The sequence below is a fragment of the Neorhizobium sp. AL 9.2.2 genome, assembly GCF_013317225.1.
Classification (GTDB): domain Bacteria; phylum Pseudomonadota; class Alphaproteobacteria; order Rhizobiales; family Rhizobiaceae; genus Neorhizobium; species Neorhizobium soli.
On the sequence record NZ_JAALXU010000009.1, the window covers coordinates 718,028 to 738,440 of the forward strand.

General features: G+C 61.1%; 19 protein-coding genes. 3 read left to right on the forward strand and 16 right to left on the reverse strand.

Annotated elements, in window-relative coordinates; translation table 11 throughout:
* Window positions 1-58: 58 nt before the first annotated feature.
* The 13 genes from G6K99_RS20885 to G6K99_RS20945 all read right to left on the reverse strand — a co-directional run bounded on the left by G6K99_RS20885 (window position 59) and on the right by G6K99_RS20945 (window position 13,323).
* A complete protein-coding gene (locus G6K99_RS20885; RefSeq protein WP_174197747.1) occupies window positions 59-2,560 on the reverse strand; it encodes an ATP-binding cassette domain-containing protein in 2,502 nt (833 codons plus the stop codon).
* Between the two features lie 72 nt (window positions 2,561-2,632).
* Entirely contained in the window at window positions 2,633-3,700 is a 1,068-nt protein-coding gene (locus G6K99_RS20890; protein WP_062459847.1) for a substrate-binding domain-containing protein, read from the reverse strand.
* Window positions 3,701-3,723: 23 nt separating this feature from the next.
* The gene (locus G6K99_RS20895) at window positions 3,724-4,719 is read right to left on the reverse strand and encodes an ABC transporter permease (RefSeq protein ID WP_202048841.1); all 996 of its coding nucleotides are present in this window, start codon (window positions 4,717-4,719) and stop codon (window positions 3,724-3,726) included.
* Window positions 4,716-4,952, reverse strand: coding sequence for a hypothetical protein (locus tag G6K99_RS20900; RefSeq protein WP_174197748.1), 237 nt, complete (start codon window positions 4,950-4,952; stop codon window positions 4,716-4,718). The genes G6K99_RS20895 and G6K99_RS20900 overlap by 4 nt, the downstream gene beginning before the upstream one ends.
* 276 nt (window positions 4,953-5,228) lie before the next feature.
* Entirely contained in the window at window positions 5,229-6,290 is a 1,062-nt protein-coding gene (locus tag G6K99_RS20905) for a ketopantoate reductase family protein (RefSeq protein ID WP_174197749.1), read from the reverse strand.
* Between the two features lie 72 nt (window positions 6,291-6,362).
* Window positions 6,363-6,662, reverse strand: a complete 300-nt coding sequence (locus G6K99_RS20910; protein ID WP_062459857.1) for a Dabb family protein — start codon at window positions 6,660-6,662, stop codon at window positions 6,363-6,365.
* A 143-nt stretch (window positions 6,663-6,805) separates the two neighbouring features.
* Window positions 6,806-7,864 carry a maleylacetate reductase gene (locus tag G6K99_RS20915; protein WP_174197750.1) on the reverse strand — a complete coding sequence of 353 codons (1,059 nt, stop codon included), beginning with the start codon at window positions 7,862-7,864 and terminating at the stop codon, window positions 6,806-6,808.
* Window positions 7,865-7,873: 9 nt separating this feature from the next.
* Entirely contained in the window at window positions 7,874-8,731 is an 858-nt protein-coding gene (locus tag G6K99_RS20920) for an intradiol ring-cleavage dioxygenase (protein ID WP_174197751.1), read from the reverse strand.
* A gap of 38 nt (window positions 8,732-8,769) precedes the next feature.
* Complete coding sequence (locus tag G6K99_RS20925; RefSeq protein WP_174197752.1) at window positions 8,770-9,828, reverse strand: SDR family oxidoreductase; 1,059 nt, start codon at window positions 9,826-9,828, stop codon at window positions 8,770-8,772.
* A gap of 4 nt (window positions 9,829-9,832) precedes the next feature.
* A complete protein-coding gene (locus G6K99_RS20930; RefSeq protein ID WP_174197753.1) occupies window positions 9,833-10,816 on the reverse strand; it encodes a zinc-binding dehydrogenase in 984 nt (327 codons plus the stop codon).
* Window positions 10,817-10,838: 22 nt separating this feature from the next.
* The gene (locus tag G6K99_RS20935) at window positions 10,839-11,852 is read right to left on the reverse strand and encodes a Gfo/Idh/MocA family protein (RefSeq protein WP_062459865.1); all 1,014 of its coding nucleotides are present in this window, start codon (window positions 11,850-11,852) and stop codon (window positions 10,839-10,841) included.
* The gene (locus tag G6K99_RS20940; protein ID WP_062459867.1) at window positions 11,849-12,133 is read right to left on the reverse strand and encodes a YciI family protein; all 285 of its coding nucleotides are present in this window, start codon (window positions 12,131-12,133) and stop codon (window positions 11,849-11,851) included. The genes G6K99_RS20935 and G6K99_RS20940 overlap by 4 nt, the downstream gene beginning before the upstream one ends.
* Before the next feature lie 116 nt (window positions 12,134-12,249).
* Window positions 12,250-13,323 (reverse strand): 2,3-butanediol dehydrogenase, encoded by a 1,074-nt coding sequence (locus G6K99_RS20945; RefSeq protein ID WP_062459869.1) that lies wholly within the window; start codon window positions 13,321-13,323, stop codon window positions 12,250-12,252.
* Window positions 13,324-13,829: 506 nt separating this feature from the next.
* Between G6K99_RS20945 and G6K99_RS20950 the strand changes: the two genes are divergently transcribed.
* Together G6K99_RS20950 and G6K99_RS23330 are read left to right on the forward strand one after the other, a co-directional pair.
* Complete coding sequence (locus G6K99_RS20950; protein ID WP_062459871.1) at window positions 13,830-14,732, forward strand: NAD(P)-dependent oxidoreductase; 903 nt, start codon at window positions 13,830-13,832, stop codon at window positions 14,730-14,732.
* 94 nt (window positions 14,733-14,826) lie between these two features.
* Window positions 14,827-16,524 (forward strand): extracellular solute-binding protein, encoded by a 1,698-nt coding sequence (locus tag G6K99_RS23330; RefSeq protein WP_174197754.1) that lies wholly within the window; start codon window positions 14,827-14,829, stop codon window positions 16,522-16,524.
* A gap of 136 nt (window positions 16,525-16,660) precedes the next feature.
* Here the strand turns inward: G6K99_RS23330 and G6K99_RS20960 are convergent, their stop codons facing one another.
* On the reverse strand, window positions 16,661-17,089 hold the full coding sequence (locus G6K99_RS20960; protein WP_174197755.1) for a DUF3429 domain-containing protein: 429 nt from the start codon (window positions 17,087-17,089) through the stop codon (window positions 16,661-16,663).
* The gene (locus G6K99_RS20965) at window positions 17,086-18,081 is read right to left on the reverse strand and encodes an NAD(P)/FAD-dependent oxidoreductase (RefSeq protein ID WP_174197756.1); all 996 of its coding nucleotides are present in this window, start codon (window positions 18,079-18,081) and stop codon (window positions 17,086-17,088) included. The genes G6K99_RS20960 and G6K99_RS20965 overlap by 4 nt, the downstream gene beginning before the upstream one ends.
* Window positions 18,082-18,365: 284 nt before the next feature.
* Here G6K99_RS20965 and G6K99_RS20970 point away from each other — a divergent pair, with 284 nt between their 5' ends.
* Window positions 18,366-18,713, forward strand: coding sequence for a DUF393 domain-containing protein (locus G6K99_RS20970; protein ID WP_113111421.1), 348 nt, complete (start codon window positions 18,366-18,368; stop codon window positions 18,711-18,713).
* A gap of 126 nt (window positions 18,714-18,839) precedes the next feature.
* Here the strand turns inward: G6K99_RS20970 and G6K99_RS20975 are convergent, their stop codons facing one another.
* Window positions 18,840-20,222, reverse strand: a complete 1,383-nt coding sequence (locus G6K99_RS20975; protein ID WP_062459880.1) for a GntP family permease — start codon at window positions 20,220-20,222, stop codon at window positions 18,840-18,842.
* Between the last annotated feature and the right edge of the window lie 191 nt (window positions 20,223-20,413).

Consider the following 20,413-nt stretch of genomic DNA (forward strand, 5'->3'; position numbering starts at 1 on the left):
GTGTTCCGGGTCGTCTTCTTACGATCGACGGCAGGTACTCGTGTTCAGAACCAGGAAGTCAGTGCGATTTCCGCCGGCCAGCGCTTGCGTAGATCAGCGCTGCCACCACAACCAGCAATCCCTGGAAGAGATACTGGTAGGTCTGGGTCAGCCCCAGGAATGTCACCGCGTTCAGCACTTCGGTCAGAAGCACGGCTCCGAGAAGGGTTCCGATGAAGGTTCCCCGCCCGCCCGAAAGGCTCGTTCCGCCCAGAACGACTGCGGTGATGCTGGCCAGCGTGTAGTTCACGCCCTGGCGCGGGTCACCGACACCGATCTGCGTCATCAGCATGATGGCACCGACAGCGGTCAGCAGCGAACAGGCGATATAGCCGCCGATGAAGGTGAGTTCGACAGGAATGCCGGCCCGCCGCGCAGATTGTTCATCGGATCCGACCGCCCGCAGACGCCATCCGGCCCGGGTCCGGCGCAGCAAGAATTCGGCGCCGACCGCTGCAACAACCAGTACCAGAAAGGCGACCGGGAAAGGACCCAATTGCCAGTTGACCCAGTCGGTGACCGTCGCGCTGATATAGCCATCCGGATTGTCACGCAGCAGGAAGCTGCAGCCCTGGATCGCGATATACATGGCGAGCGTCGCGGCAATCGGGGTGAAATTCGCAAATCGGATCAGCACACCGTTGATAGCCCCGGTCACAAAGGCGCCGGCAAACATCAGGAGGAAGCCGACCGCCATCATCGCAGTGGAATTGTCGTCGGTAATGAAAAATGACGCGACCACGACCAGAAATCCGGCGAGAGGACCGACCGAAAGATCGATCCCGCCCATCAGCAGCGCCACTGTCTGGCCCATCGCAATAAAGCCGAGTGCGGTCGCCAAAAGCAGGATGTTGTAGATGTTGTAGACAGAGAAGAAGTTCTCGTTCTGGCCATAGACATAGAGCCCAAGGAGCACGGTCACGATGGCAAGCGGGACCGCCGGAGCATTGTCCGACCGCAGCAGGTCGCGCCATCGGCTGCCGGTACTCGGCTGTGCCACCGTCAAACTGCTGTCGCCATGCGTCTCCGCTCCAACGGCCGCAGCGACTATGCGTTCTTCGGTGACGTCGTCACCTTCAAGGATCTCGACCACATGCCCGCGCGACAGCACGACGACCTTGTCGCACAGACCTTCGAGCTCCACGGCATCGGAGGAGTTCACCACAACCGGCGTCCCTGCCTCCGAGACTTCGCGCAGAATTCGGTAGATTTCAAACCGGGCTCCGACATCCACACCTTGCGTCGGTTCGTCGGCAATGATCAGTCCCGGCTCGGACAAAAGTGCGCGGGCCATGACCACTTTTTGCTGGTTGCCGCCCGACAGCGCAAAAATCGGCGCTTCGATCCCGGGCGTCTTGACCGCCAGCTCACTGAAGATCGCGCCGACCTGCGCCAGTTCCTTCTTGCGGCTCATCACGCCACCGACCGCGAACTTCTCAAGCGCGGAATAGGTTGCGTTTTCCCGAACGGTCAAACTGCCGGCGACACCTTCGACGTGGCGATCCGACGGCATGAAGGCCGCCTCATGGAGGAGTTCCGGTTGGGCGAGTGCGCGCCCGCGTAAGACGATCTGCCCCTCGGCAGGCCTCAGCCCTGCAAGAACCCGCATCAGTTCCGGCTGACCGTTGCCGGCGACACCGGCGATCCCAACGATCTGCCCGCGCGGCACGTCGAAGCTGATGTTCTTCAGGTCCCTGTTGGTGATGCCCACCACGGACAGACCGGTCTCCGTATCGGCCGATGACGCTTTCGGCGGGAATGCCGATTCCAGAGTACGCCCGACGATCAGCCCGACCAGATCGGAATCGCTGATCTCGCCGATGACGGCGGAGCCGCGCACGCGACCATCCCGAAGCACGGTGACCCGATCGGCAATCTGGCGAAGTTCGGCCAGGCGGTGGGTGATGTAGATGACCGATGTGCCAGCGGCCGCCACCTCGCGGATGCGGGCAAACAGCATGTCGGTCGAATCCTGGTCGAGCGAGGCGGTGGGTTCGTCCAGGATCAGCACCTTCGGCTCGAGCGCCAGCGCCTTGGCGATCTCAAGCAAATGCTTCTGCGCAACCGTCAGACCGTCGGCGCGCATGCCAAGAGGGAGATGCAGGCCGACCTTGGCAAGCACGCGCCGGCCCACATCGTCGGGCTTTGCGCCCGCAAACACCGAGGCTGGCAAGGCCACGCGCAGGTTTTCCAGGATCGACAGATCGTCCAGAATGGCAGGATGCTGGAAGCAGATGCCAATCCCGTGGGACTTGGCGATTTCCGGGGTCATTTGCTGTACGGCGCGGCCTTCGAAGTGAATCTCTCCCTCGGTCGGCTGCAGCGTTCCGGAAATGATGTTCATCAGGGTCGATTTGCCGGCGCCGTTCTCGCCGAGAAGGGCATGCACTTCGCCGGCGCGGAATTCCACACTGACATCGGCCAGTGCCGCGACAACCGAGAAATATTTCGAGATGCCCGAAAGGCGGATCACCACATCCCGAGCGTCCAGCGCCACGTCTTGACTGTTTCGTGCCAACATTATTTGCAATCCGTCCTGGTGACAGAGCCCCGGAAGGTAAACCCTCCGGGGTCAGCGATGCCTAAGTTTCAGTTACTGGCCGACGGCCTTTGCCTGGTCTTCCGGCTTCAGCGCCGAGGACATATAGATGGCGCCCGGCAGATCCTTGCGGCACTGAACGGCATTGGGCTTGCCCGATACGGAATCCTCATAAGCAGGCGCCTCGAAGATCTGCTCCTTCGGCTTTTCGCCGCCGGTTGCAAGCGCGACGGCCCACTGCACGGCCAACCGGACATTGTCGTTACCGGTGGCAACCGTGAACAGCTTGAAGTCCGGGTTGCTGGCGTGATTGTCCTGCCAGAAGCAGCCGAGCGAGTTGCCGTCTGACGTAGCCAGCGCCGGGATCGATTTGCCCTGCTTGGTGAAGGCCGGCAGAGCACCAACCAGCGACGGGCCGAAATCGGACACGATGACGTCGATCTTGGCGTTCTTGGCGATTTCGGCGGTCAGCACCTTTTGCGTCAGCGCCGGATCCCAGTTCGTGACGGCAAAAGGCGCCTGATTGACGAAGACATACTCAGGCCCGAGCACGCTCTTCAGCCCTTTCAGCTCATCCAGACCCTGGCTGTTGCCGGCAGGTCCGCTGAGGAACAGGACATTGCCGCCCTTGGGAAGCACACCCTTGATCCATTTGCCCCAGGTGACGCCGTCGTTTTCGAAGGACGAGCCGATGAACTTCGAATAGTTCATGCCTTCCTTGCCGCCAACAGCGACGCGGTAGGGCACAATGATCTTTCCAGCCTTGAAGACGCTGGTAATGGCCGGCAGCATGGCCGGGCCGGCGTCGCCAAAGACGACCAGCGCATCGACGCCCTTGGCGGCCATACCCTTGATGTCGGAGATTGCCTTCTGGGTGTCGCCCTGGCCGTCGGCATACTCATACTTGGTGATACTGGGGCACAGTTCGACGGTCTGCTTGCCGGATGCCGTCGTCACCTGACGCCAGCTGTTACCGCCGTAGCCGTCGAGAAGGGCAAGCGTCGCCTTCTTGGGCCCGCACCAGGACGGTGTCTCCGCCTTTGCCAGACCCGCACCTCCCAGTGCGATGACCGCAGTCGCAACCGAGACTGCCAGGCCCTTCTTCAAATTTGCATAGTTCATGTCTGCTCCTCCACTTGTTATTGTTAGGTTGTTTTTCTGACTTTCCCGCTCCACCGGAGCGAGTAGACGCCGATGCCGAAACCGAGGGCCAAGGCCTGGATGATGGTTTGTGCTGAATAGGGCACACCGACCGACAGCGCGAACTGGCTCAGCTGGTTGAGGAAGAAGGCCGCCAGCACCGTCGAGATGGGAAATCCGCGCCCGCCGAGCAGCGACGTGCCTCCCAGCACGACGACGGCAACCGACGGCAGCAGCAGGCTATCGCCTTGGAAGGCCGTGGGTTCGCGGGTGATGCCGGCAATCAGGACGCCGGCCAGGCAATAGAACAGCTGGGCATAGACATAGGCCATCATCTGATAGGAGCGCACTCGCAGGCCTGCGGCCTCTCCGGCAGCAGGGCTTGCGCCGATCGCCTCGAACCGGCGGCCGCCCACGGTCTTTTTCAGCATGAAGGAGACCAGCGCGGTGGCGCCGAGGGCGAAGTAGACGGCATTGGGCAGGCCGAAGGTTTCGCCGCCGGCAATATTGGCGAGCAGGCCCGTCGTAACAGACGGCACCCCGCCCGACATGGCAAAGACGGTCGCATAAAGCAGTGCGTTGGTGCCAATCGTCGCAATGATCGAGTTCAGGCGGAAGATGCTGACGAGCGCGCCATTGAGAATGCCGATCGTCAGATTGAAGGCCAGCGCCAAGAGCACCGCCTGATACAGCAATCCGTCATTCTGCTGAGGGTAATGGGTCGAGACCACGACGGCGAGAGAGACGGCACCGGGAAGCGAGAGGTCAAAGCCGCCCTGCTGAACCACCATCAACTGGCCGAGGCCGACAATGGCAATGATCGCCGCAAACGGAAGACTGCCTGACAGGGCACCCCAGGATACGCTTGAGGGCGCAAAGACCAGGCAGGCGACCAGAAGGACCATGGTTGAGAAGACCACGGTCACGAAACTCCGCGTCAGCTTCATCCGGCCTGGGGCATAGCTGTCCGCCCGTGTGGGGATTGTTGAGACTGCACTCACCGGTCGGCTCCTTTTGATGATCGCACCTCACCCGAAACGATGGCCGGGCGGCGCAAGCCGATCTCTTCGGCGGCGCCGGACGCCGCCTTGAAGTCTGCAAAGAGACACGTCGATTTGTCAGCAAAATCAGGCATCGCGTCCTCCTCCCAGAGCCGGTTATGGTTCATACCTGGAGGAAGCAATCTGCTGGACAGATCCTTAGCATCGTCGGCCTCAGCCTCAAGCTTCGGCAAGCCTGTAGCTGGCTCCGAACCGCTGCGCGGTCAGAACTTCACAAGGCACGATGATTTGCGGATTGCCCAAATTCTTGCTCCTCCAAGAATTTGTCACTCTGACCGGTCGGCATCTCTTGCTAAAACAAGTACGCAATCCGGCGATTCAAATACGTCAGGAAATTCTCTCCTCCGAACTCCTTCCGATCAACTGTATGTATTTTGAAGACTACGAAAACCCTGAAAATATCCGCTTTGGATAAGTGTATTCGAGACGGGAAACATATCAGTGCACCCTCAGCCCGCCGGGATGCTGGCCGCATAGGTTTCGATCAGCAAAGCGGCGTTTTCTGGTTTCGCCTCAAGCGTGTTCGCCTCGATCTCATAGGCCAGGTCTACGACCCGTTGATTGATCGGGGCCGTCCGGCCATGCGCTTTCAGCGTGTCGATGACCCAGCCGTTGACCTCCTGGATCTCGGCCCGCCGGCCCTTCCGCCAGTCCTGCAGCGAGGTCGTGAGCGTATCGGCTTGCGAGAAGACGGTGAGCACCTCCTCGAAGATCTGGTCGACGTAGCGCTCTGGATGGTTTGTGGTGACCGGTGGCATGCCGATGATCGGGACGATCTTTGCGCCATCGGCAATCGCCGCCTGCATGGCCTCATATCCGGCAGCTCGCATCACCTCTAGCATTCCCGGGCTGCGGGCTGCATCGCCGAGCGGCAGGTTGACGATGGCAGACGGAATAAGTTCGGCGGCGTTGACGACGAGCTTCATCCATTTGGCGGAGCGGATATCATCCGTCACCTCGACGGTCCCGGTGCAGCGCAGCAGGTCGGCCACCGACTCCACCCTCTCCTGGGTCTGCGGGTCTAGGGCGCCGAGCGCAAACCAGGAGGTATCGTGGTCGTTCTGCCGGTTGGTGACGCCGGGTACGAACATGTTGGAAGCGATTTCGATGACGGCGCCGATAGTCCGCTGCCGCCCGACGATGGCCGCAATGTCCTCGTGGGTCATGCCGTTTTGGAGGCCGATGACCAAGCCGTCCTTGGCCAGCACCGGCTCGATCAGTTGGGTCGCCCATTTCGTGTCGTAGGCTTTGACCACCAGGAAGACGAGATCGAACGGCTCCTTGATCTCCGCGACTTCGCAGAGATGCAGGGCCTTGACCTTGGCGTTGATCGTCCGGCTCGGCAGATTGACGGTGATCCCATTTTCCCGGATCGCGTTCACATGGTCGGGCCATTGCTCGATGAAAGTCACGTCATGACCGGCGAGAACGAAGTCCGCCCCGATCGAAGCGCCCTGAGCGCCGGTTCCGAGAAAGGCAATTCTCGGCGTCTTGGTGGAATGGGAGGTCATGCGATGGTCTCCTTGAATGGCATGAAGGCGGGGCCGCGCCGCGCTTGTCGCGCGGTCAGGCGACACGCGTGGTCAGCAGATATAATCGACCTGATGGCGGGCGATCCGGATGCCCTCGAGCTCGGCCCGCACCTTCGCGTGCGCCGGATGGTCCGCGTAAAGCTTGAGAGCGGCTTCGTCGTCGAACTCGGAGTAGAGAACTACGTCGCAGGCATAGGAGATGCGGCTGATGTCCAACCCCACCTCAATTGTACTCAAACCGGGGATCTGTCCTTTGAGGCCTTCGAATTTGGTCTTGATCAGACGCGCAGCCGCCAGTTTCTCCTCGGGCGTCTCGCCGCGCACGTTCCACATGACGATGTGCCTGATCATGGCTTGTCTTTTCGCTCGGATGAGCCGTCGTCCACGACGTGGGCCGCGCCCAGGTCACGAAGCCAATCCGATATCACCTGCCAGTAATCACTAAGCCACTTGCTCATCGCCACCCCCTCCCAAGGGCCGTTCATTATAAGACGTTATTCTGGTCGCTGGCCCTCGTAAGCCCCGGCTAGGAGCTGGTGCAAACCATCCTTTTCCAGCACTCGCGGGTTCCAATAGGCGTTGGCCATGGCCTGCTCGACGGCAGGATCGATGCCGTCGTCCGGCATGCCCATAGTTTTAAGAGCCATCGAAGCCCCCAGTCCTTGCGCCAGATCAAACAGCCCCGTTGCCGCATCCTTTGCACCGAGCGCCTGCGCAATACGCGCCATGGCTTCCGGCGCGGCCGGTGCGTTATAAGCGACCGCATGCGGCAGAAGGGCCGTATGCATGGGTGCGTGCGGCAGGTTGAACATGCCGCCGAGCGTGTGGCAAAGCTTGTGGTGCAGCGCCATGCCGACGGACCCAAGGCATACGCCGCAGAGCCAGGCGCCATAAAGCGCGTCCGCCCTTGCATCCGGATCCTCCGGTTGCCGGGCAATGATGGGCAATGCGCGGGCTATCGCGGCAATCCCCTGCTCCGCCATCAGCGAAACAATCGGGTTGGCCTCGCGGGCATAAAGCGCTTCAACCGCATGCGCCACGGCATTGATGCCGCTTGTGACCGACATGGCAACCGGCAGGGTGAGAGTGAGGTCCACGTCGTAGACGATGACCTCGGGAAGGATGCGCGGGTCGGATTTCGTCACCTTACGGCCATTCTCCGTCTCACCCAGAATGGGAGTCGCTTCAGACCCGGCATAGGTCGTCGGCACGACGATCTGCGGAAGGTCGGTGCGAAAGGCGATCGCTTTACCAAGCCCTGTCGTGGACCCGCCGCCGATCGACAGAACCGCATTGGCCCCGAGCCGCTCGACCTCACGCAAAGCATCGGCCGTCACGTCGACCGGCGTATGCATCTGCGCCTTGGAATACAGCCCGGCAAAGCGCGATCCCAGAACCTCTGCAATCCCTTGCGCCTGGTCTGCCTGTTCGGGCGTTGAAAGCACCAGCACCCGGTCGGCCGACAATCGCTCGGCCTCTTCCGCCAGGCGAGAGATCGTTCCACGCCCGAAAATCACGCGGGCCGGATTTCCATTATAGATGAAATTGTCCAAGCCTGGCTCCTATCTTGACTGGTCAGGTCGCACGAGGATGAAATCGAACTCCGAACGCCACAGCGTGTCGCGTTCTTCAAGGCGGTCGAAGGGTGCGACGAGGGTCGATTTGACGCCAAACACCGCGTCGGATTCGAGATACGCATCACCACCGACAAACGTATGCGTCACCAGCTTCTGATAGCCTTCGGCTCGCACCATGTAGTGCATGTGAGCCGGGCGATATGGGTGCCGTCCCAGATGCGCGAGCATGTCGCCCACAGGACCGTCGTCGGGAATGGGGTAGGACACCGGCTTGATGCCGATGAAGCTGTAATGTCCGTCGGCCCCGGTGACGAATACGCCGCGATTGTTCCATTTCGGCTGAATGTCGGGCTGCTGGACGTCATAGTAGCCGTCGGCATTGTCGGACCACACGTCGATCCGCGCCCCCTCGATCGGCTTGCCCTCGAGATCGAGCACACGGCCGAGGAACAGGCAGCTCTCGCCCTTCCCGTCCAGACAGATCTGCGCGCCCATCTCCCTCACCGGGGCGCCTTCGACATGGAACGGCCCAAATACGGTGTTTTCCGTTGCACCCTCGGGCCGACGGTTGTTGATCGCATCCACCAGCATCGACAGACCGAGCGTATCGGACAGAAGAATGAACTCCTGCCGCTCCTGCGTGCAGATCTGGCCGGTGCGGGTGAGAAACCCGATCGCCGTCTCCCACTCGTCCTGCGTCAGTTGGACCTCCCGGGCAAAGTCATGCAGATGCTTCACAAGGCTCGCCATCACTTGCGCAAGGCGCGGATCAACGTCAGCGCCCATGCGCGCATTGACGGTGTCGACCGAGTTCGTCTCCGTAAAGTAACCGATGTCCGCCATGGCCTGTCGATCTCCTTGCTGGTCGCGTGGTCCTGTCATTACGGAATGATCCGGTCGGCGCGCAGGCGATCGAAGGCGTCCGTGAAGGACTCCGTCGTGTCCTGGTAGGCGAGGAAGCCTGCCTTGCGGCTGCGGCCCATGTCGTTGAACGTTTCCACCTGCCGTCCGAGGTCGGCATCCGTGTGCCAGAAAGAGGCGACGCGCGAGAGCGCATTCTCCTTCAGACCGTGCTTCTTCACGAGCGCATCCCAGATCGGCGCGGCATCGGCCATCTTCGTCTCGAGCGGCTGCGGAGAGCCCGGATAGTCCGCGGCCTCGATTCCGAAATAGGCGGCGATGCGCGGCCAGAGCCACTTCCAGCGGAAGACATCGCCATTGACCACGTTGAACGCCGTGTCGGCAGCTGCTGGCGTCGTTGCGGCCCAGGCCAGATGGTTGGCGAGGATGCGGGCATCCGTCACGTCGGTTGCCGCCTGCCATTGCTCGGCGGATCCGGGAAACACGAAGGGCATCCCGGTTTCCTTGCAAAGAGAGGCATAGACGCCAAGCGTGGCCGCCATGTTCATGGCGTTTCCGACCGCATAGCCGATCAGGGTGTGCGGCCGATGCACTGACCAGGTGAACCCCTCGCGGGCTGCCGCCGCAAAGACCTCGTCTTCCTGCACATAGTAGAAGTTCTGGTTGGGAAGGCGCTCCTGCTCTTCGCGGAACGGCGTCTGCGGCGCGACTTTCGCATAGTTCTCGAAAGGCCCAAGATAATGCTTGGTGCCGGTAACGAGGGCGACATGGTTCACACCTCGGCCACGCAGGGCATCGAGAACGTTGCGGACGATCGCACCATTCACATTGCAGTTCTCGTCTTCCGTCTCCTGCCGCGACCAGGCGGTTATGAAGACATGGGTGGGCCGGATACCCTCGAGGGCGGCAGCGACGGAAGCAGCGTCAGTGAGGTCGCAGGACAGGGTCCGGACGGCGGCAATCGGGCTTTGCGACCGGGACAGACCGGAAATCTCCCAGCCGCCTTGGGCCAGCAGGTATTCGGCAAGATTGCTGCCGGCAATGCCGGTCGCACCGACAATGAGAGCGTGATGTGTCATGTTCTCATCCATTCAAAAGAGTGATCTTGATGCTCTTGGTCGCGTCCTTGCCAAAGGCAAAGGCTTGCACCGCATCGGTCAGAGCATAGTCATGGGTCTGGATCGGCGAGAGGTCGATGCCCGTTCGCTCCAGGAAGCGGATCGCGGCCGGCCAGACGCCGGGCGAGCCGATACAGCCCCGGACCGTCAGATTCTTCATCTGGATCTGGCCGATGACAACAGGGACTTTGCGGCCGATGTTGATGCCGACCATCGACATGCGCCCGTCTTCTCTTGCGTAGTCGAACGCCGCCGCAAGCGAGGCATCATGTCCGGAGGCTTCGACCACCAGATCAGCGCCATGACCACCGGTCATCTCTCGGATCCGATCTGCCGCGCCGCCATCGGATGGATCGATCGCAGCGTCTGCGCCGAGTTTCAGCGCCACATCGCGACGGGTTGCGAGCGGATCAACGACGATGACGCGTGCACCCATGCCGATCGCAGCCGCCGCCGACACCAGGCCGATCGTTCCGCCGCCGGAGACGACGACCGTCTCGCTGGCATTGGTGCCGCCGGACCGCAGCACCGCATAGAAGCCGCAGGTAAACGGCTCGATCAGCGCCGCCTTCTTGTCGTCCACCGCGTCCGGCAGCTTATGCAGCCACTCCGGATTGACGGCGAAGAACTCCCGGTCGGCGCCGCTTATCGAAAAACCGAAATGATGAAGCCGCTCGGGCGTGCGCACCACGCATTCGCCGACGACACGGTCTCCCGCCTTGAAGCCCGTGACGTTGCGACCGACCTCGACGATCTCGCCGCTCCACTCGTGGCCGGGCGTCACCGGATAGGAGATCGGAATGATGTAGCGACCGGCCAGAAGTTCGTAATCCGAATGACAGATGCCGACGGCACGGGTTCGGACGAGGACCTCGTTTGCGGAAATCTCCGGCATGCCCAGATCGGCAATGACCGGCTTGTCCGGTGCTTCGAATACCAAGGCTTTCATGATGCTCCTCCCAAAGCCAATCTCAAAGTTGCTCGACTGCGCCCGAGCGGGCAGACAGGATGATCGCTTCGAGCAGCGCAATATTGTCGATCATTTCTTCGCCGCTAATCGGATAGGTCTCTCTGCCGCGGACAGCGCGCGCAAAAGCCCGCAGGTTGTCCCGGACCGGCTCGGCCGGTGACACTTCGCGGGTCGTGATCGGCTGGCCCTTCCAGCCCTCGGTGACGATCCACCCATCCGGCGATTCCACATGCGCTTTGTCCCGCACCTCGATCCAGCCGAGCGTGCCGAACACCGCAAAGCGCGAGATGAACGGCGTTGCAAGTGTGGCGGACACATAGGCCGACCCGCCGGACTTGAAGCGGATATGCGCACTCATGGTGTCGCCCTGCGGGATTTCCGACGCGAGGTTTTCGCAGATGACGCGGACATCCTTCGCCGGCCCCATCAGCTTGACGGAGAGGTCCGTCAGATGGATGCCGGTGGCAGTCATGCCGCCCGCCGGCGCCTGTTCGGCATTGAGCCGCCAGTTGGACGGATCGAGCCCCAGGAACTTGTCATGGCTGAAATTGGCTTCGATCTGCAGCAGGCGGCCAAGGCGGCCCGTGGCCGCGGCATCAAGGATCTCGGCAATCGGCGGTTCAAAGCGGCGCTCGTGGCCCATGCCAAGCACCAGACCGGCCTTCTCGCACAGCGCGACAGAGGCTTCGGCGTCCTTCCTGGTCATCGCAAGCGGCTTTTCGCAAAAGACATGCTTGCCGGCGGCAACCGCCTGCGCGATCTGGTTCTGGTGCAGCGAATGTGGCGTTGCCAAAATCACCGCCTCGACCTCGGGATCGGCAAGCGCCTCGCCGAGTTCGGAGGAGAAACGCATGCCCCGTTCCGCGGCAAAGCCCTGCTCTGCCGGGTTGGGGTCGACGCCATGCACGAAGTGCATTTCAGCACCTCCGGCATTGACCAGCGTCGCCATTTTCTTGCCCCACCAGCCAAGGCCGACAATGGCCGCCTGGACGGGTTTTCCCTCGTAGCCGCTCATCGGTTGTCCACCCGCTTGGCAAAGGGATGGATGTTTACCGACGCCCAGACGCCGGCAGCATTGAACGGATCTGCCTGGTTGAAGGCCACCACCTCGTCCTTCGTGTCGGCCTCGAGCAGGAACAGCGAGCCGATCATCGTCTCGTTGTCGTCGGCGAGAAGAGGACCGGAGATTACGGTCTTTGTCTTGGCAGATGCCAGATAGGCCTTATGGGCATCGTAATGGGCGAGGCGCTTGTCAACGGCGCCGGGATGATCGAGGCAATGAACGATGTAATGCATGATAACCCTCTTGGATCAGGCTGTTTCAAGTGCTGCAGACCGCCCGCAAATCACCTTTGGTCGGACGGATCTGCGTGGCGGCCGCGCTTGTCACGGTCCGCGGCAAGCGCAGGGTGTCAGCCCTGCATGTTGACCAGAATCTTCATGTGTGACGCATTGGGATCGAGCAGAGCCTCGAAACCCTTCTCGACCACATCCTCCGGCGAGATCTGCGCGGTCACAATCTGCTCAACCGGAAAGATGCCGGCGCCGATCATCTGGGCTATGCGTGGCCAGATCGTCACCGGATAGCACCACGTCGCCTCCACTGTGATGTCCTTCAAGGCCCAGAGCATGGCGTCGATCGAGGCAGGTTTGACATGCAGGCCGACCTGGACGACCGTGCCTCGGCGCTTGACGGCCTTGACGCAGAGATTGAGAGAGGCTTCCGCGCCGACACATTCGAGCGCCACATCGACGCCGACGCCGTCTTCGGTATGCTGTCGGAAAAGGCTTTCCGTATCCGTTTCGCGCGGGTCGAAGACGATCGCCTCCGGGACCAGCTTCTGAGCCAGCGCGCGGCGGTTTGGATTGAGTTCGGAAACGAAGATCGTCGTCGCACCGGCTGCGCGGGTCGCCAGAAGGACCAGAGCTCCGATCGGCCCGACACCGGACACGAGGACCGTGCTTCCGGCCTCGACACCGCCGCGATCGACGCCATAGAGCGCGACCGCCGCCGGTTCGATCATGGCCGCCTGAACGTCGCTGACGCTGTCAGGGACCGGAAAGACGTTGTAGCTGTTGACGACAGCGCGCTCGCCCATGCCGCCCCAGTCCCAGGACAGGCCGACGCAGGCCATTTTCTCGCTGAGATGATATTGACCGCGGCGCCCGTAATAGTCGTCGCGTGGGGAGATGAGTGGCTGCACCGACACGCGGGTTCCGGGCGAAACATGCGTTACGTTGCGCCCGACTTCAAGGACGCGCGCCGAGAATTCGTGGCCGAGAATCTGTGGCAGTGTTGCGCCCGAATAGACATGAGGCGTGCTCGGCGTGACGATCGGTCCGGCAATGTATTCATGCAGGTCGGTCCCGCAAATGCCACAGACCAGCGGCTCGATCAGCACCATGTCGTCCCCGAGCGGACCCGAAGGCGCCGGGACATCCTCCACCCGGATGTCTTTCTGTGTGTAGTAGCGAACGGCTTTCATCTGACTGTCCTTCCCGAAATAACTGCATCTGCCTGCGCTGCCAGCCGCGCCCCGCCAATCTCTGATGTCACGAGGCGACATGGCGGCAGTGGCCTCACCAACGCATTGCCGAGGTTTGCTAGCGGCGAATATCCAAATTTCTGAAATGATCGTCTTGCATGGCGGATCCTCCTCCGATCCTCGACATATCCTGCGAAACACACGGCACAGGGGAACGACGCTCGACAGCGCGCGCACCATGATCCTTGTTGTCAGCTAAGTTCCTCCCACGGAACGCTGAACGGTCCGACTTCAGGCTAGTAGATAACGGAACCTGTCACAGCCCCCCTTTTGTCCAGAATGGATATTTTGCAGAGAGCATTCGATAGACTGTCGCCCTAGTGTTTTGGAGGGAGGAAATGTCTGGTCCGCGCTGATCGATGCGCGCGCTGGGCGTATGGATCCCCAGGCGATGGCCAGATCGGTGGTCCGTCACAGCCTGTTGTCGATTGGGACGGGAGGACGCAATGAACGAAGAAATTTCAGTCGGCTGGGCTGGCATAGGCAAGATGGGCGCTCCGATGAGCCGCCGGGTGCTGGAAGCCGGTTACCGGCTTCACGTCTATGAACCCTTGCCCGAAAATCGGGCGACGATCGTTGCGGAAGGCGCCAATGTCGCCCACACGCTTGAGGATCTGGCCGCGAAATCCGACGTCGTGATCCTGACTATTCCCAACGACGCCGTTTTGCGGGACCTCATCTTCGGCAAGGGCGGCCTTGCGAGCGTCATGAAAACCGGCCAGACGCTGGTGGAAATGAGCACTGTGTCGCCCGCGATCTCCGCCGAAGTGAATGAAGCCATGAGCGCATGCGGCGTCCATTACCTGCGCGCACCGGTCTCGGGCAGCACGGCGACCGCGTCAGCGGGAACCCTTTCGGTCATGGCGTCAGGTCCGGAAGACGCCTACAAGCGCCTCGATCCTATCTTTGGTTGCTTTGCCTCGCGTCGCTTCTATGTCGGCCAGGCCGAGGAGGCCCGCTATCTGAAGCTCGTCCTCAACGCCCTGGTGGGCGCCACATCGGCTCTGCTGGGCGAAGCGCTGACGCTCGGCCTCAAGGGAAACCTCTCGGTTGAGACCATGCTCAATGTCATTTGCGAAAGTGCAGTCGCGTCGCCTTTGATCGCCTATAAGCGTGACCTTCTGGTCCAGCGCAATTTCGACCCGGCATTTTCGGTGTCGCAGATGATGAAGGACTTCGACCTGATCCTCGACGCGGCCCGGGCAGACCATATCCCGATGTACATGGCATCGATGATCCGTCAGCAATACGAGACCGCCTTTACGGAAGGGCTGGCTGAAAAGGACTTCTTTGTGCTGTTCGAGCAGTCCGAACGCCGCGCGGGTCTGCTGCCGCCGGCGGAAAAATAATCACCACATTCGCGTCAGCACCTGGAGCGCCTAGCCAAGAGGCGCTGCAATGGCTACGAACATCGTCTAGTGACGCGACGGACGGGGGGCCGACGTGAACGACTACGAAATGCTGCGGGTGATTGAGTTCCTGGACAAGACCCGGCGGCCCTTCGGCGACGTGATCGGCGGATTCGACGAAGACCCCGGCTGGAAAATCGTGGTCTTTCTCATCAAGGCCCATATCCACAGCCAGACTGTCGCCATCTCAACGCTCGGCCAGGAATCCGGCCTGCCCTACGCAACTTCCATGCGACTGATCAATCGCATGGTGGACAGTGGCTACATTTTGAAAGTCCCCAAGGGGCCCGGCGCCAAGACCTTTTCCCTGCAACCGAGCGAAAAGCTCCTGCAGTCCTTCCAGGCTTATGCCGGAAAGACGAAGTCCCTGCTTGCCCAGACGCTCGGCCTGCGCGGCGGCGAGCAGGAGGAAGACTATTACTTTGGCGGGACCCCGTTGGGCTCGCAGATCATCCCGCCCATGCGACTGGTGCAGAAGCGGGTCGAGTCGCATATCGAACTGCGCTTCCTCCTCAACGACGACAACTACTTTTCGTCCATGCGCAACATGTGGGCCGACTTCCGCAACAACCTCGCATCGAAGAAGAACTTCGACCTTCTGCCACTGCCAGATCTCTATCGCCGCATCCTGGACAATCGCAACAAACCGGTCTCTGACTACGATGTTCTCGCCATCAACATGCCCTGGCTTGGCGAGTTTGCCGAAAAGGACATCATCCGCCCCTTCGATGCCCTCATTCAGAAAACCGGTATCAACCCGCTCGACTTCCATCCCTCCATCTGGTCGACGGCCCGTTGGGATGGCCAGGACTATGGCGTTCCGGGCTACTGCACGATCGAGATCCTCGCCGCCCGGCGGGACCTGTTTGCCGATGCCGGGCTGGATTTCCCGCGAAAGTTCGAGGACGTGCTTGCCGCAGGCCGGCATTTCCACGCCCCGCAGCACGGCATGTATGGCGCAGTCTGGGACGGTGCCCGCGGCATGCCGATCGCGTCGAGCTTCATGTTCTTTCTCGGCGCCTGCGGCCAGCCGACCATTTCACTGCGCAAGTCCCGGGCGGGCTTTACGCTGGAGGGTGTGAACCTCGAAGAACTGCACTGTACCATCCAGTCGGATGCCGCCCTATCCGCGCTGGACTTCATGCGCCGCCTAATCGAGATCTCGCCGCCCGGCATTCTCAACATGGCGTGGGACAAGACGCTTGACGTGTTCATGAAGGGAAAGGCCAGTCTCGGCTATTTCTGGACGATGCGCGCGGCAAGGTTCGAGTACGACGTCCAGTCCGTGGTCAAGCGGCGGGTCGAGTACCTGCCACAGCCCTCCGGGCCTGGCGGTACCCGCGCCTCGCCGATCGGCGGTTTCCTTTTCTGCATTCCGTCCAATCTGCCCGAAGCCCGGGTGGAACTCGCCGCAGACGCAATCGCCTGGATGGCGTCGCGCGAGGCCATGAAGGCCCATGTCAAGAACGGCTTTCCGATCGCCCCGCGCTTCTCGGTGAGTGCGGACCCGGAAGCTGCGGCGAGTTCGCCGATCGTGCGTTTTGTCGATCAGCTCGCGAAGAAGAACCTGCTGCACACCTGGCAGCGCCCCAATATTCCGCAATATTCAGCGATCGAAAGGATCCTTGGCGAGGAAGTGCATGACGCAATGTCGGGGGCAAAGTCAGACAGGACAGCATTGGCGGATGCGGCCGATCGGATCAACCGGGAGCTTAAAGCCTCAGGGAAATGACGCACCGGGCCTGCGAGCTAGAAAAGGACGGACAGGCGGTCTTGAGACGGCCACCGGAAGTGTGCCATCGAGATACCTGCGGCTTCGCCAACCTATCGAGTTGATGACACTTGAGAGCGCAGTTCCAGCCACCCGTTCAAAAGGCGTAGCGGAAAAGCATGACGCCATAGGCAAGCGCGACAAGCGCAGTGATCCGAATGCGCAGTTTCCAATACCACTGCCGTGAAAGATCCGTAGAAAGGGTCCTGTGGTCGGCGATCAGCAGAAGGGCAAACAGCAACACCTGTACCAGCAGGGCTATCGGCAAAGGACTGGCAACCAGTGTCACAAAGGCAATGAGAGCCAGCACGTTACTGGCGACAATGATCACCAGGTCGCCCCTGCCGGTTTGAGCGCTTCCCCAGAGGGCTCCGGCCATAAAGGATGCGATGACTGCCCCGTAGGACAGGAATGCGGGTGCCGTTTCAAAATCGAGAACGGTCGAGGGGGCAAATGCCAGCAGCCAGAACGGCAGGGCCCCGCAATAGGTCAGAAGCGTGGAGATGGTCCGCGGGGTTATTGTCATGGCGCTACCTTTACGATCTGTTTGAGCGCATCGCCAAGGGCCGCGGCGCTGAGGAACGCTGCCTCGACCCGCCCTGCGATGCACCAGTCTCCGCAAGCCGCCAATTGGGACACATCATCGAGAAGGAAAGCCTGTCCGGCCGGCCGATCGACATTGGCATAGCGCCAACGATGGATGGTTGCAGCCTCAGCCTCACTCGGGGAGATCGGAATATAGCGCTGGAGCGCCTCCAGCATCGTCCGACGAACATCTTCCAGTGGCTCCTCCAAATGATCGTCGGACCACTTGGCCGTCGCGTTGACCACTAGACAGGGGTCGTCAGGCCGTTCCGGCTTGGAATTGTTGCGGGAGATCCAGCCGATGACCGGATCATCGACACGGGCGGCAGCAAAGGGAAGCTTTGCATCCTCGGTCTGGCGAATCATCAGCGTGAAGCAGGCATTCATCCGGGTTTTTGCCAGCGCCCCGTGATGCGTAAACTCGTCAGGAAGAAGCAATGCCGACTGCGGGGCTGGCGCCGCTAAAACCAGCCAGTCGAACGGGCCCTCGCGGCGATCGCCGATTTTCAAGAACCACTTACCCGCCGTGCCGCTGATCGCCTCCACAGGCGCGTCGGTCTGGATATCAAGGTCTGCCGCCATCGCTTTCGCAAGCGCGTTCATCGAAGGGCTCCCGACATAACGCGTGGTGTCGCCCCCCGACAAAGCCGCGAGATTGCCGTCGGGCAGCGTTGCAAGCGCACCGGTCCAGGGCTCAATCACTCTGTCGGCCTGCGCCGTCTCCAGCGCTGCACGGAAACGTCCGTCCCTGATGGTGAAATACTGCGCTCCATGATCAAAAGTCACGGCATCGGTTCGCCGTGTCGCCATCCGTCCGCCGACGCCTCTGCTTTTCTCGAAAATCCTGACATCGGCACAGTCGGCCATGGCTCTGGCCAGAGTCAGGCCGGCGATCCCTGCACCGACAATGCCCAGTCGTATTCGTCTTGCCATGTCTGTCGATCTCCGGCGGTGGCTGAGGCCATCAATGCCCCCTAGGTTCCGCCGCCGCAAGCCGATCAGGCTGCGTCTCTGGTTTCCATCTTGGATGCGGCCTTGGTTGAATACGTGGGCGCTCGTGGGCGCAAGGTGCCCTATATCGGGGATAGAGGGCACCGATCCAGCAGGTAGGCTGTGATGTGACCTTTGCTTGCGGAACATCTGTGCAGATGGGATGGTTTGGAATTCTTCGCACTCGAGGTATTAGCCATGCTCATCAACACTACGAAGCACACGTCATGATGGAGCAAGTCACGGTCTGGTTTGACAGCGGCTGTCCGCTTTGCCGGCGCGAGATCGCGATGATCCGGAGGCTGGACCGCCGCAATGCAATCCGCTTCATCGACGCCTGCGATCCCATGGCATCGTGTCCTGTCGATCGTGTGGAGATCCTGTCGCGGTTTCATGCCGAAGAAGGGGGCAAGCTTTTGTCGGGGGCGGCAGCCTTTGCCGCAATGTGGCGGGCGATACCCCTTTTGCGCCCGCTCGGTCTCATCGCAGGCTGGCCTCCCGCCACACCATTGTTCGAGATGGCCTATCGGGGGTTCCTGCGACTGAGGCCGTCTCTGCAGAAGTTTTTCCGGTGAGAGATACCGTGGTCACGGCGCTGTCTGAGCGCGGCTCGCTGCCGACCGTCTGGAAATTTGCCGATTAGAGCGGGGGAAGCCAGGCACGCCTTCATCAAGAGCGTGCCTGGCTATGAAACCGGGTTGTTAGGCCAGCCAGAAGATGATCCCGGAGAGCGCAAAGCCAACGAGGCCCACTAACGTCTGCATCGCGGTCCAGGTCTTGAACGTGGTCTTGATGTCCATGTTGAAGAAGCGACCGACCAGCCAAAAGCCGGAATCATTGACATGCGACAGCATGACAGAACCCGATGCGACGGCGATGACGATCGCTGACAGCTGAATACCTTGATAACCGGCAGCCTGTACCGCAGGCTGCACAAGGCCAGCAGCCGTGATGAGTGCAACCGTCGCGGAGCCCTGTGCAACGCGCAGCGCGGTCGAGATCAGGAAGCCTGCCACCAGTATGGGCATACCGATATCGGCAAGCACATCCGACAAAGCATTTCCGATCCCCGAAGCACGCAGAACGCCGCCAAACATGCCGCCCGCGCCGGTGATCAGGATAACAGAGCAGACAGGTCCAAGAGCAGAGTCAACGATGCGCTCCACCTTGATGGGATCGCGACCGCGCATTGGCCCAAGAACGTAGCCGGCGACGAGAACCGAAATCAGAAGTGCGATTGGAGTAGAGCCTACGGTGCGGGCAAGCTGGAACCAGCTGGCATCCTTGCTGACCCATTCCTGTGCGCGCGCGAAATCGAGGCCGGTATTCATGAAGATGAGAACGAGCGGCAAAAGAAGAAGTGCAACGACGAGGCCAGGGCTCGGCAGGGAGATTCTCTCGTCGTCGGAGGATTGCTCATCAGTGACGTTGTCGGGCACCGGCAGGTAGATGCGTTTGCCGATCCAGCTTCCGAAAAAATGGCCCGCAACGACCCAGGTCGGGATGGCGACCAACAGACCGACGATGATCAGGAGTCCGACGTCAGCGCCCAGCAGTTCGGCTGCGGCGACGGGCCCGGGATGCGGCGGCACGAAAACGTGCATGCACGAGAAGGCGGTCGCGACCGGGATGCCGTAGAGAAGAAGGCTTCCGCCAAGGCGACGCCCTACCGTGAACATCACCGGAAGCATGACGACGAGGCCTGCATCGAAGAAGATCGGGAAGCCGAAGAACAGCGACGCGATGCCCAACGCCAGCGGTGCACGTTTTTCGCCAAATCGGCGGACGAGGTCATCCGCAAGAGCCTGCGCACCACCCGATACTTCCAGCAAGCGACCCAGCATGGCGCCAAGGCCGACAAGCAGAGCAACGCCCCCGAGGGTCGAGCCAAACGCGGACGTGAGGGTGGTAAGGATATTCCCCGCCGGAATTCCCGTCACGAGCGCGGTCAGGAAACTGACGAGAATGAGCGAGACAAAAGCGTGGATGCGAAACTGGATGATAAGAACCAGCAGCAGCGCAACGGCGCCAGCCGCAATGGATATGAGCGTACCCGCTCCCAGGGTCTGTTCGAACTCCGGCAAAATTATACTCCTACAGGGCTTAGCGGTTGTGTCTGCGCGATGTACGGAGGTATCGCCCAGAATGCAAACTCAACCTCAATCGACGTGCACGACCACGTTAGGGCCGCTGCTCAGCGCGGCTTGCAGGAATTGCCTGCGAAGGCTCTATTCAACTTGAAATCGGACGTTCAACCAGAACGGCTGGTCATCAC